This is a genomic window from Trueperella sp. HMSC08B05, from assembly GCF_001808405.1.
GTDB lineage: Bacteria > Actinomycetota > Actinomycetes > Actinomycetales > Actinomycetaceae > Trueperella > Trueperella bernardiae.
This window is the reverse complement of the sequence record NZ_KV793239.1, coordinates 66,018-79,254: the sequence shown is the minus strand read 5'-3', so window position 1 is coordinate 79,254 and position 13,237 is coordinate 66,018. Positions and strand designations below refer to the sequence as shown.

The window sequence follows — 13,237 nt, the reverse complement described above, 5'->3', positions numbered from 1 at the left end:
GCGCGCATGTCGCTAAGCTGATCGGCCCTCCGTTCGACGCGCCGGCGGAGAGTGCGTAGGCTGAAACGGTCCAGATGGCAACGAGAGTGCGAGGAGGTTGCCATGAGCAAGCGCGGGCTCCTCATCGGGTGCGTGGCCCTCGGTGTCGCTATGCTCCTCGCCGTTGCCATCGGCCCGATCCTCACCCCGCCAGCCGACGTCGCCGCCGCCCTCTCCCGTGCCATCACCGGCGCTGATGCCCCCGCCTCCGACGCCCTCATCACCCACATCCGCCTCCCACGCGTGCTCATGGCCGCGCTCGTGGGCGGGGCGCTCGCGGTGGCCGGGGCTGCCATGCAGGCCGTGTTCCGCAACCCGCTCGCCGAGCCGGGGATCACCGGGGTGGGGACGGGAGCGGCCGCGGTCGCGGTGGTCGTCATCGTGTCCGGGGCCTCGCTCGCGCATCCGGCCCTGCTGCCGCTCGGCGCGTTCGCCGGGGCGTTGGCCGCCACTGGGCTCGTGCAGCTGGTGGGGGCGCGCGGCCCGCGGGCGTCCACGGCCACGATCCTGCTGGTGGGCGTGGCTCTCAACTCCTTCCTCGGCGCTATCATCGCCGCCACGATCGCCAACGCCCCCGACGCCGAAAACGCCCGCTCGGCCATCTTCTGGCTGAACGGCGACCTCGCCGGGCGCACGATGTCCGACGTCGCGCTGGTAGTGGCGCCTGTGGTGATCGGCGCGATCGGCGTGGGCCTACACGCCCGCGAGCTCAACATGCTCTCCCTCGGCGCCTCGACGGCCCAGAGCTCGGGGGTGGCGGTGCGGCGGGTGTCGCACACGGTGCTGGCCTTCGCGGCGCTCGCCACCGCCGGTGCCGTGGCTACCACGGGCGTGATCTCGTTCGTCGGGCTGGTGGTGCCCCACCTCATTCGTCTGGCGCGCGGGGAGAACTACCGGATGCTCATCCCCGCGTCCTTCATCTTCGGCGCGGTGTTCCTCATCGTCGCCGACACCGTAGCCCGCATGATCTTCACCCCCGTGGTGCTGCAGACCGGGGTGGTGACGGCACTGGTGGGCGCGCCGATGCTGCTCTTCCTCGTGCTGAGGGAGGGGCACCGATGAGCGGGGCGAGCGCCGGGCAGCCGGTTGCTGGGCGCGCGGCGGCCGCGGTCAGCCTGCGCGGCCTTCGGGCCGGCTACGGCGACCGGCCCGTGCTGGACATCGCCCACCTCGAGCTCGGCGCCGGCCGGATCGTGGGTCTCATCGGTCCGAACGGCGCGGGCAAGTCCACGCTGGTCAAGGCCATCCTGGGGCTGGTGCCGGCTGAGGGTGTGGTGGAGGTCGGCGGGGAGAGCCTTGCCCGACTCTCTGCGCGCCGGCGGGCCGAGCTTGTGGCCTACCTCGCCCAGGAATCCCTGCGCGGCTCGGCCTTCACCGGCCGCGAGGTGGTGGAGATGGGCCGGTATGCCGCTCTCCCGCGCTTCGGTTCGCTTTCCGCCGACGACGACGCCCGTGTCGCGTCCGCCCTTGCCGCCACCGGCGCGCTGGCCTGGGCCGAGCGCCCCACCCGGCAGACCTCGGGAGGTGAACGCCAGCTCACCGGCCTGGCCCGCGCTCTCGCACAGGACGCGCCCCTGCTCTTGCTGGATGAGCCGGTCTCCGCGCTCGACCTGTCCCACGCCGTGGCCGTGCTCAAGGTGCTACGGCCCTGGGTGGCGGCCGACCGGCGTCGGACCGTGATCGCCGTCCTGCACGATCTCACGCTCGCCGCCCGGTTCTGTGACGAGCTAGTCCTCCTCCAGCCCCGGCTGGGAGGGGCGCGGGTGCGGGCCCGCGGCACGCCAGGCGAGGTGCTCACTCCCGAGGCGATCAAGGAGATCTACGGCACGCCCGTGGACGTCCGGCCCTCCCCGGTCACCGGCACGCTCGTCGTCACCCCGCTCTAGCACCGCTCACGCAGGCTCCGCGAAGCCCCTGATCACATGCCCTCCTATCCATTTTCGACTCACGAAAGGTCAACATCATGAAGAAACTCCTTGCAGCCGCAGCCGTCCTGGCCCTCGCAGCGTGCTCCCACGCGCCGGCGAGTTCGGGGGAGGCCGGGCCGTCGGCGTCGGGAAGTGCCGAGACCACAACCCAAACCGATGAGCCTACGGACACCGTGACGGAGACCAGCGCCTACACGCGCATCGTGGCCACCAGCCCCGAGACCAGCGACATGGCCCTCATGCTCGCTGGGCCGGAGAACGTGGCGGTGATTTCGGCGTCGGCGGCGTCGCCGATGGGGCAGAACCCGGAGCTCGCGCGGCAGGTGACCGAGCGGCTCGAGACGGGCATCAACCCCGACGCCGAACAGATCCTGTCCTACAACCCGGACCTGGTGGTGATGACGGCGCGCTTCGAGTCGGAGAGCGGGGTGGCCGAGCAGCTGCGCGCAGCCGGCGTGGAGGTGCTCGACTTCGACGGCCACGAGTTCGACACCCCGGAGCTGTACGCGGCGGCGGTGGAGAAGATGGGCGAGAAACTGGGGATGCCGGTCACGGCCGCGGGGCTGACGAACGATTTCCTGGGGCGGATCGCGCAGATCGACGCCGAGGTGGCGCAGGTTGAGAGCAAGAAGAGCCCGGCGGTGCTCGAGCTCATCGCGCGCGGGGGCAAGGTCATGGCGATGGGCGTGAACAACGTGGTGCCCGGCCTGGCGATCCGCGCGGGCGCCACCGACGCCGGCGCGGCCGCCGGCATCACTCGTACCATGCCGATCGACGCCGAAACCCTGCTCAAGGCCAGCCCCGACATCTTGTTCGTGGAGGATTTCATGGGCGCCGGACTTGAGCCCTTCGAGGATCTGCTGGGCAACCCGGCGCTGGCCGACGTGCCCGCGATCAGGGACGGGCGCGTGGTGCTACTGCCGATGAACGAGGCCTCCTCCACGGCCGGCCTGCAGATGGACAAGGGCTACGCCACGATCGCTACCGAGGTGCAAAAGTAAAGGTGAGGGGTTAGTCCTCTTCAGGGAGCACCTTCTCCTGCGGGATGTCGGGAAGCTCGGTCATCTCCTCGTCGCCCTGGCGGAGCGTGCGGTAGACCGACCAGGCGATCGCCATGAGCGGGATCGCAATCACCGCGCCCACCAGGCCGCCGGCGAAGCCACCTGCCGCCACGCCGATCGCCACCACGATCGGGTGAAGCGCCACCTGGCGGCCCATGATAAGCGGCTGGAGGAGGTGCCCTTCGATCTGGCCAATGCCCGCGATGCCCACGCCCACGACGATGAACTTGACCAGGCCGCCCGACGCCAGCGCTACGATCATCGCCACCACCATCGCCGCCGGTGCGCCGACCAGCGGAATGAACGTGCCGATCAACACCAGGACGGCGAGCGGGGCTGACAGCGGCACGCCCACGATTGACAAGAAGATGAAGGCCAGGATCCCGTTGATGATCGAAATGATGACGGTGCCGCGGGCGTACCCGGAGAAGGCCACCCAGCCGGCCGTCGCGCCCAGGTGGCTGCGGGAGCGGTTGCGCGCCGGGAGCAGGTTCAAGAACCACAGCCACATCTGAGGGCCCTGGGCAAGGAAAAAGAAGGTGACGAACAGCGACAGAGCCAGGATCGTCATGACGACGGCGAAGTTCGAGGCGTTGGCCAGCACGGTCTGCGCGATGGTGCCCGCGTTGGACTGGATCCAATCCGTGCCCGTGGACACGGCGTTCGAGATCGCCTCGGACAGGTCCTGGCGGGACAGGTGCCAAGGCAGGTTGTCGCGGGTGAAGAAGTCGAGGATGGAGTTCACGCCGTCCTGAAACTGATTGGCCAGCGAGTCCCATTCGTTGGCCACCGAGTAGACTACGTAGCTGACCATCCCGCCGAACACAATGAAGCCAAACAGCATGGCGAGCGCGGTGGCAGCCGTGCGGGGCATGTACTTCGACAGCCACGATACGATCGGGTAGAGCACGGCGGTGAGCACGAAGGACAGGAAGACGCCCAGGAACACCTCGGTGACCGCGCCCAAGATCCACGCGATCGCCACGATCACGATCCCCAGGCCGATCAGCATCCAGGAGGCGAGCCCATACTTGGCCAGCCAGTGCGGCACGCCCAGCGCCGAGTTCATCGCCGCCGGGGGCGCCACCATGCCACCCCACGTGCCAGTGGATTTCCCCGCGGCGATCGCGGCCACCTGTGCCTCATCCGTAGCCACCTGCGCCTTCTCGGTTGACGCCTTTTTGCGCCCACAAATCCAATTCATCATGCCTTCGAGCCTACTCGCTTGTGCCGGTGGGCACGACCCGTCCCGCCGCCCCGCCTGGCGGGAGAGAAATCGCATAGTCTGCGCCCAATACTGGAATATATGCGGAATTTATTCAAAGAATGGAGGTATGGAAGAAAAGAATCAGGACGTAAACTGGAGCGAACCGCTCGACGCTAACTCATCAGCCACCTCGGAGCTCGCCGCGCTCCTGTCAGTGGAAAAGGAAATCAACGCGGCAGACATTCAAGAAAAACCAGTCGAACTTGCCTCCGAAACCGCCGACGGCTCCATCAGCTGGCCCGTGGTCATCCCCGCGATGGCACTGGTGATCGCGGTGGTCGCCTGGGGACTCGGCGCCCCGGACAACTTCGAAAACGCTGCCTCGGCCATGTTCAGCTGGGTACTTGAGAACCTGGGGTGGGCGTTCGTCCTGTTCTCCACGGTGTTCGTGGTATTCGTCGTCGTGATCGCCGCCTCGAAATTCGGCTCGATCCGGCTTGGCGCCGCGAACGAGCAACCGGAATTCTCCAACACATCGTGGGTGGCGATGATGTTCGCCGCCGGCATGGGGATCGGCCTCATGTTCTACGGCGCCTCCGAGCCGCTCGCCTTCTACCGCGACGGCGTGCCCGGCCACGAGCCCAACGAAGTGGGCACCGCGATGGCCACCGCGATGTTCCACTGGACCCTGCACCCGTGGGCCATGTACGCGATCGTGGGCCTCGCGATCGCCTACTCGACCTACCGGATCGGGCGCAAGCAGCTGATCTCCGCCGCCTTCACTCCGCTGATCGGGGAGAAGCACGCGAACGGCGCGCTGGGTCAGGCCATCGACTCCCTGTCCGTCTTTGCCACTGTGTTCGGCACCGCCTGCTCGCTCGGGCTGGGCGCCCTGCAGATCCGGGCGGGCCTGACCGCGGCCGGTATCGTGGAGAATCCGGGGACCGGGCTGATCGTGGCGATCGTGTCCGTGCTGACCCTGGCCTTCCTGCTCTCCGCAATGTCTGGCGTTGGGCGTGGCATCCGCTACCTGTCGAACGCGAACATGGTCTTCGCCTCGATCCTCGCGGTCGCCGTCTTCATCCTTGGCCCCACGATCGCCCAGCTCAACCTTTTGCCCGGCTCGGTGGGCGCCTACCTGTCGCGCTTCTTCGAGATGGCCGGCCGCACCGCCGAATCCGCTAACGGCACTGCCGGCGATTGGCTGTCCGGGTGGACGATCTTCTACTGGGCCTGGTGGATCTCGTGGTCGCCGTTCGTAGGCATGTTTATTGCGCGGATCTCGCGCGGGCGCACGGTGCGCGAGTTTTGCATGGGTGTTATGTTCATCCCTGCCGGCCTGTCCACAGTGTGGTTCGCGATCTTCGGTGGGTCCGCGATCTCGATGGAGCTCGCCGGCGAGTCGATCTACGGCGATGGCAACGTGGAGTCGCAGCTGTTCAACCTGTTGCACTCGCTACCGGGTGGGTTCGTGCTTGGGTTGGTTGCGGTGTTGTTGCTCGCCACCTTCTTCATCACCTCCGCCGACTCCGCCTCCACGGTCATGGCCTCCATCTCCCAGGGCGGGAAGTCCACGCCTACCCCGTGGTTGTCCGGCCTGTGGGGTCTACTGACCGCGGCCATCGGGCTCACCCTGCTCGTGTCCGGCGGCGACAGTGCCCTCGGCAACATCCAATCGGTGACCATCGTGGCGGCCACCCCGTTCCTCTTCGTGGTGGTGGCGCTCATGTTTGCCCTGGTCAAGGACCTGCGCAACGACGTCGTCTACCTCGACCAGCGCTCCCAGGAGGCCTTCCAGCGCCAGCTCGCGATCGAACGCCGCCACCGGCGCGAGCGCGAGGAGGAGAAGCGGCTCAACCGGGCGCTGCGCCACGCGATGGGCCGCCGCGGGCCCCGGGAGCACAGCAAGACTGAGTAGTCCGCGCTGATCCTGTAACTAACTGGTGAGTCTGGGGGCGTTGCTGAAAACGGGGCTTTCGGGCTCAGATTCACCAGTTAGCCACGCCGGGGCGTTTGCTGCCCCGCCACGTGGCCCACAGGGCGGGCCAGCGGGAGTGGGTATGATGTGCGGGAACCGACTGAAGGCGGAAGTGACATGACCTCAACCCTTGACCAGCTGATCTTGGACGTGGTGGCGGCCGAAGCGCCGGGCGCCGCGTCCGTGGCGATCCTCGACGACCCCGCCGCCACCCTCCTGCGTAGCGCCCTTGATGCCGCCGAGCGGGTGTGGGTGGCCTCGCGCACGGTGATGCAGGCGCGCGAGGCGGATCGGATGGCTCGTGAGCTGGGCGCCCGCGATCGCGTGCGGATCGCGGGCGCGGACGGTCCCCTGCGTCTCGATGAGTTCTTTACGGAAAAGATTGACGTGGCGCTCGGCCACACCCCGAAGTCGCTGGAGGAGGTTGCCTATCTCGCCGGGTCCGTGCCCGCCGGCGCCCTTATCTTCGGGGCGAATAACAAGCATATGGATCGCGGGCACAACGCCACGCTCGCCCGCTATTTCACTGACGTCCACGCCTCCCGCGGCCGCGGCAAGTTCCGTTGCCTTGTGGGCGCCGGCCGCACGGGCCAGGGCTACGAGCCGGCATCCCGTGAAACGGAGGCTGGGACGATCGTGGGCGTGGGCGGGGTGTTCTCTGGCGCGGAGGTCGACCACGGCGGCCAGCTACTGGCCGACACCGCCCTGGCCGAGCTTCGTGCCGAGCGCCGCAAGGCGAAGCTCGCCGCAAACCCGTGGGATTCCTGGGAGGCGCCGAGCGAGGTCGATACCGGCCGCAGCGTCGTCGACCTCGGATGCGGCAACGGAACCGTTGCCCGCATCGTGCTTGCCACCCTGCCCGACGCCACCGTGCTCGCCACGGATGCCGATGCCGACGCCGTCGTCTCCGCCAGCCTCACCCTCGCCGAGTTCGGAGACCGCGCCCGCGTGACCTGGGACGACGCCGCCGGGCAGGAGCCGACCGGGAGCTCCGACGTCGTGCTCCTCAACCCGCCCTTCCACGCGGGCACGGCGCTGGACGCCACGCTCGTCCAGGACCTGCTCGACGCGGCCGCGCGCCTCCTGCGCCCCGGCGGGCGTCTCTACATGGTCCACAACAACCATCTGCGCTACCGCCCGGAGGTGGAGCGGCGGGTGGGCCGCACGCGCCAGCTGGCCCGGAACGCGAAGTTCACGGTGCTGCGGGCAGACGTGCCGTTCGGTTCGCAGGTTTAGGCCTTGACGTACCCGTAGCCCTCGGACTGGAGCTTGGCGATCTCCACGATGCCGGCGGGGACCACCTTGACGTATTCGGGGATGAGCTCTTCCTTGACTTGCCGCTCGCCGAGCGCGATCTGGCACACCACGAAGGACACGCCTTCGGCTTCGAGGCCGCGGATGCGGGCCATGCGGTTGGGGTCGGCTTCGAGTTGGGAGAAGGAGCGGACGGCCCCGCCGTTGGCGACCACCACTGCGCGGTGGCGGTCGTCGGCGCGGATGAAGTTGCGTACGGAGCGCAGGGTGAACGGCCAGCGGTCGTTCTCGTTGATGTGGAAGACGAGCTTGTAATCGGACATTCTTTTCCCCTTCGAAAATCCCGGCGTGTGCCGGTTGTCACCTGATTATTCTTCTGGTGCTCACACTACAATGTCCGCGGAGTATTTTCACGTCAAGATAAAGCCTTACCCTATCGGTTCTAGCGGGTGCCCGTGCGTCCGCCTGCCCGGCCCTCGTGTTCACGACGCCCGAGCCGCCCTGTCCGCCTGCGGGATCGCCTTGCCTTCACCCACCCCACAAGCGGCCTGGCTGCCGTGACGCAAAAGCTTTCGAGGTGGTGCCGTGGCGAATCAACACGCGTTCGCCTTGCTGGCGGCTCGCAACCCGGTCATGAAGGTGCTGGGCGCGGTGCTCGGGATCGTACTGACCGGCGTCGTCCTGTACTGGGTGTGGTTCGCCCTTGCGACGTCGACCAGAGCAGTGGCGACCAGACGGCGTTTGTGTGCGACCCCGTCAGCCAGACCGGCGGGAAGAACGGCATCCTTCTGGTCGGCGACGGCATGGACGACCAGGAGATCACCGCGGCCCGCAACTACGCGGTGAGCAACGGAAACAGATCGCCATCCTCCCCAAGGTGAGAGCATCTAGAACCAATCCTTGACGATTGCTGTGTGATCTTATGCTCACTAACAAAACGCCCGTAGGGGAGTACCCCTCAACGCCTTGCTGTTCAATTGTTGGCCGCCTCGGATAAGCGAAATCCGCGCAGTGTCGAAAGCAAGAAAAGTGCAGTATCCTAGATGCGAATGCTGTTAACTCCTTTACAAACCTGCCGACCCTGAGCCTGCGAGGCCGGCGGTGGAGAGTGTTCTTGCGCGCCGCCCCATCCTCCGGCTGCCGCAGAAGACATATAGAAGATTGGAAGGACTTAGGGATGGATTTATCTAAAGCTTCGACACCGGGAAAGAGCTTTTTGCGTGCCCCGAGTGCTGCACTGACAGCCCTCGCCTTAACTCTGGGCGCATCTGCCGGATCCAGCCTCGTGACGGCCTCACCGGCGTCCGCGTCAACCGTCACCGGCGGCATCCGAGACACGTCCGGCGCGGTGGAGAAGGACGCCCAGAAGGCTTCCGACCTCCCGGCTGGATCGTGCGTTGTCTCTGAAAGCACTCCGGACGGCAGCCAGGCGGGTTTCACGTGGAAGACGTTGGAGCCAAGCGCAACGAGCCCCTCGAAAACCCTATGGGGCGTGAGTGTGTCTTTTGATAACTCGAAAGACCGCACATTCGCTGATTGGAGCTTCACCAATTCGGGTCTACTTGGCGGTGTTCTGGATGCCGGCGAGCTGCCCTCCATGGAAGTCGGTCAGACCTTCCTTGACAAGAACGTCACCCACAAGGCTGACGAGAACATTGAGATTACTGAGGCCGTCCGCCAACGAAACGTTAATATCTATGCAGAGCTGACCGAGGAGAAAATCAAACAGTTCGCCTCGGCCACTGCCGATAACCCTGTGCGTTACGGTTGGCAAAGTAACTACAAGAAAGAGAACCCGACCGGACCGTATGCCTCGCAAGGTAACAGTGCTGGATTCAGCGCTATCGTAAACCCGTGGCCGAGCGAGAACATCGAATGTAACCCGATCACGGTGTCGTGGGAGTCTTTCGAGAAGCACGTTATCGTCCCTGGTGTGGAAACCAAGGTCGGTAAGATCAACGTTCCTGCTGTCAAGGGCAAAGGCACGGACGATTCGATGTCTCGCATGGTCGTGGAGGCCTACGACGGCAACGGTAAGTTCATCGGCACCACCGACCCGGCAGCTTCCGGCGGTACGCAGAACCTGCGTATCGACGAAAAGACCGGCGAGATCTACTTCACCTGGCCCGAGTATCGCGGTACCGACTTGGCCACTGACAAGAACGTGAGCTTCTCCGTTCTGGCTAAGCCACGTACCGTGGACCAGCTCCAGGCTGCTGACAAGAACAACAATCTCTATGGCGAAGGCAAAGTCTTCGACAGCTCTAATTCGCTGACTCGCTACAACAAGGCGAACGTCATCGACTCGAAGGCCTTCTCCCTGGATGACACGGAGTACCACTCCCCGAAGTACGACAAGACCGAGGCTTCGATCATCTCCGGCGTCGATAGCGCTACCGGCCCGATTGCGACCGAGCCGCAGAAGGTCACCTTCACCCAGACCCCTGACCTGATTAAGGAACTGGCAAAGAAGAAGGGCGACGGCGGCTTCGAAGCAAAGGTCACCCTCGACGAGAAGTACGTCTACGAGGGCTGGACCGTTGCGATGGACGAGGACTACAACGTCACCGTCACCGCCCCGGAGAATCCGCGTCCGGGCACCTTCGCGCGCCCTGTTATTACAGTGGAGTACTCCAACGGCTCCACTGACAAGCTTGAACTGCTCGTCGTTGTTGACCCGAACAACACCCAGGTCACCGACCTCGTACGCCCGGGTCTGACGAAGGGCACGATTGGCGACGAGCTGACCGCCCAGGTGGGCACGAAATCCATCATGAAGGGCTACAAGCCGGTTCACCCGGCTAAGTTCGAGATCGATGAGTCCACCGTTCCTGAAGGCTGGACTGTCACTATCGATGAGACCGGCAAGGTCACTGCGAAGGCCGACGACACCGTGGCGCCGGGCACCATCATCACCCCGAAGGTGAAGGCAACCTACCCGGACCAGACCACGGACGAAATCGAGACCCAGTTCCAGGCGATCGTTGACATCAAGATCCCGACCTACGGCACGGTGACCAATAAGCCGAGCGCCAAGGTCACTCTCAAGCCTGAGGTTCCAGAGCGCGGCCTGAGTGGTAACACGAGCGATGAGGCGCCGAAGCGCTACACCTTCAAGGAAGGTAAGACCGAGTACACCGTCGAAGATGAGAGCGGTAAGTGGACCGTCAAGATTGATGAGACCACTGGTGAAATCACCACGACCATTCCTCGGACCGCTCCAGAGGGCTACATCCTGAACGTGCCGGTTCTTGCCTACTACGACAACGTTGACAAGCCGCAAGAGGTCAAGGGCACCGTGGTCGTTCTGAAAGGCGATATCAACGCGTCATACGATGTGCAGACCACCGGCCCGAACCAGGCTGTGAACCACAACGTTCAGGACGCCCCTAAGGGGTCGAAGTTCTCGTTCGGTAAGGATGAGAACGACCAACCGATCACCGAGCAGGAGGTTGACGGCTGGAAGTACAAGGTCGACCCGAACACCGGTGTCGTCACTTCTACCCCTCCGGCAGATGCCAAGCCGGGTGACAGCAAGACCATCAACGTCACTGTTGAAACCCCAGACGGTTCAACTCCGTTGGTGCCTGTCACCACCGTGGTGAAGCTAACCAACAGCTGGGAAGCTGAGCCGACCTACCCTGTAGAAACGGTCTACCCGGGCGAGACCGCGACGCTACCAGTTGCTCTGGAAAAGCCAGACAACGTCAACGTCGCAAAGGAAAACCCCTACAAGCTGGGTGAGATTCCGGCCGGCTGGGATGCCCGCATTGACGAGAACGGCCAGGTAACCGCAACCGCACCTGCGGATGCAAAGCCGGGCGACCAGGTCAAGATTCCCGTCACCGTTTCCTACGAAGACGGCTCCACGGATACCGCTTACGCAGTGGTGAACGTTGTTGACGTTCCTACCCGTGAAGTTCCGTTCAAGGTCGAATACAAGTACGACGACACCATCCCTGCCGGCGAGTACAAGGTTGAGACCAAGGGCGAGCCGGGCTCAGAAAAGCAGAACAAGGACGGCAGCTGGGAGCAGACCAAGGCGCCGGTGAACGAGGTCGTCATCGTCGGCACTAAGCCTGCTAAGAGCGCCAAGGAAGTCACGTGGACGGTTCCGATCCCGTACCCGACCGAGGTTCGCGAGAACCCGGACCTGAAGCCTGGTGAAACCCGGGTTGTTCAGGAAGGTGAGAACGGCGAGAAGACCTATACCGCTAAGTTCACGGCCGAGGGCGATAAGGCTGAGGTAGCCGAGGAGAAGACCACCAAGGAGCCTGTCAAGCGGATCGTTGAGTACGGCCCCGGCCTAGCTCCGAGCGAGCTGGTGACCAAGGTCGAGAAGCCTGTTCCGTTCGAAACCGAGATCGTCTTTGACAACACCCTGGAAGAAGGTCAGCAGAAGGTTGATCAGAAGGGTGAACTCGGTACCGAGGTTGTGACTTCGACTCAGAAGATCGTGGACGGCAAGCCCTCGGGTGACCCGGAAGTGACGACTGAGCGCACCAAGGAACCGGTCAAGCAGATCATCCGCGTCGGCACCAAGACCACCACTGAAGGCACTCACACCAGTGAGTACACCAAGGACGTGCCGTTCGAGACAGAGGTCATCTTCGACGACACGATGGAAGCCGGGAAGCAGGAAACTGTTCAGGAAGGCAAGCTTGGAAAGGACAAGGTCACCACTACCCTGACCATCGAGAACTCGAAGGTTGTGGACTCCAAGACCGAAACCGAGCGTGTGACCGAGCCGGTCAAGCAGATCATCAAGGTCGGCACGAAGGGCAAGCCCGCCTCCACCGAGATCGAGTGGACTGAGAAGACTCCGTTCGACGTCGAGGTGCGCGTCAACCCTGACCTGCAGCCTGGTGAAACCAAGGTTGTCCAGGAAGGTAAGCAGGGCGAGGTCAAGCACACCGTCAAGGTGAACGCCGAAAACGGTGAGATCTCCACGGAGGACACCTCCGAAAAGATCAGCGATCCGGTTAAGCACATCGTCGAGGTTGGTCCGGCCAAGAACCAGACCGAGCTGACCGATAAGCACACCGAAAAGATCCCGTTCGACACGGTCATCGAGTACGACCCGAACCTCGAAGTCGGCAAGATCGTTGAAGACCAGCCTGGCGCTTTCGGCGAAAAGGAAATCACCAAGACCTGGAAGCTCGAAAACGGCAAGCCGGTCGGTGACCCGGAGACCACCGAGAAGGTCGTGACCGAACCGCAGCCGCGCAAGCTGCGCGTAGGCGCCAAGTGCAACTGCGAACAGCCGACCCCGGACCCATCCGAGGACCCGAGCGAAGAGCCGACCCCGGACCCGACCGACGATCCGTCAGACGAGCCTACGCAGGACCCGTCCGAGGATCCGGGTGACAAGCCCAGCAACCCGACTGAACCCGGCACGCCCGGCGACGAGCCGAGCCAGCCTTCCACGCCCGGTGACAAGCCGAGTGATGGAGTTCAGACTCCTGGCACCTCGGGTGGGCACGGTAGCAACCCGGCGGGCTCGAGCAGCGCTGGTAGCTGGTCTCTGCCGCACACCGGCGCCAGCGTCGCAGCGGCACTCGTTGCAGCAGCTATGCTGATCACCGGCGGCGTGGGACTGCTCGCAGTGCGCAGGCGCCCCTCGAAGCGCTGAGCTGTAGAACAGTCACTGCGCTGAGTCGCTGACTAACACAAAAGCGGCGAGGCCACGGGAGAGATCCCGTGGCCTCGACGCTTTTTGTATACGAATTTGTGTGGCGCGTTCAAAGCTGTCTCCTGCTGTGGGTTCAGG

The 13,237-nt window shown here is 64.5% G+C and carries 8 protein-coding genes; 6 read left to right on the top strand and 2 right to left on the bottom strand.

Annotated features, from left to right (window positions below; translation table 11 throughout):
- Positions 1–102 precede the first annotated feature (102 nt).
- From HMPREF3167_RS04500 to HMPREF3167_RS04490, 3 genes are all read left to right on the top strand, one after another.
- A complete protein-coding gene (locus HMPREF3167_RS04500; RefSeq protein WP_062613981.1) occupies positions 103–1,101 on the top strand; it encodes a FecCD family ABC transporter permease in 999 nt (332 codons plus the stop codon).
- Positions 1,098–1,925: an ABC transporter ATP-binding protein gene (locus HMPREF3167_RS04495; protein ID WP_068539287.1), complete on the top strand. Its 828-nt coding sequence runs from the start codon at positions 1,098–1,100 to the stop codon at positions 1,923–1,925. The genes HMPREF3167_RS04500 and HMPREF3167_RS04495 overlap by 4 nt, the downstream gene beginning before the upstream one ends.
- A 77-nt stretch (positions 1,926–2,002) precedes the next feature.
- Positions 2,003–2,968: an ABC transporter substrate-binding protein gene (locus tag HMPREF3167_RS04490; protein WP_070445724.1), complete on the top strand. Its 966-nt coding sequence runs from the start codon at positions 2,003–2,005 to the stop codon at positions 2,966–2,968.
- A 10-nt stretch (positions 2,969–2,978) separates the two neighbouring features.
- Here HMPREF3167_RS04490 and HMPREF3167_RS04485 read toward each other — a convergent pair whose 3' ends face one another.
- Positions 2,979–4,235, bottom strand: a complete 1,257-nt coding sequence (locus HMPREF3167_RS04485; protein WP_070445723.1) for an AI-2E family transporter — start codon at positions 4,233–4,235, stop codon at positions 2,979–2,981.
- Positions 4,236–4,362: 127 nt separating this feature from the next.
- Here HMPREF3167_RS04485 and HMPREF3167_RS04480 point away from each other — a divergent pair, with 127 nt between their 5' ends.
- Positions 4,363–6,153 (top strand): BCCT family transporter, encoded by a 1,791-nt coding sequence (locus HMPREF3167_RS04480; protein WP_070445721.1) that lies wholly within the window; start codon positions 4,363–4,365, stop codon positions 6,151–6,153.
- 177 nt (positions 6,154–6,330) lie between these two features.
- Positions 6,331–7,449: a class I SAM-dependent methyltransferase gene (locus tag HMPREF3167_RS04475; RefSeq protein WP_070445718.1), complete on the top strand. Its 1,119-nt coding sequence runs from the start codon at positions 6,331–6,333 to the stop codon at positions 7,447–7,449.
- Here HMPREF3167_RS04475 and HMPREF3167_RS04470 read toward each other — a convergent pair.
- Positions 7,446–7,790: a DsrE family protein gene (locus HMPREF3167_RS04470; protein ID WP_070445715.1), complete on the bottom strand. Its 345-nt coding sequence runs from the start codon at positions 7,788–7,790 to the stop codon at positions 7,446–7,448. The genes HMPREF3167_RS04475 and HMPREF3167_RS04470 overlap by 4 nt on opposite strands.
- A gap of 854 nt (positions 7,791–8,644) precedes the next feature.
- Here HMPREF3167_RS04470 and HMPREF3167_RS04460 point away from each other — a divergent pair.
- Entirely contained in the window at positions 8,645–13,099 is a 4,455-nt protein-coding gene (locus tag HMPREF3167_RS04460; RefSeq protein ID WP_070445712.1) for a G5 domain-containing protein, read from the top strand.
- Positions 13,100–13,237 lie beyond the last annotated feature (138 nt).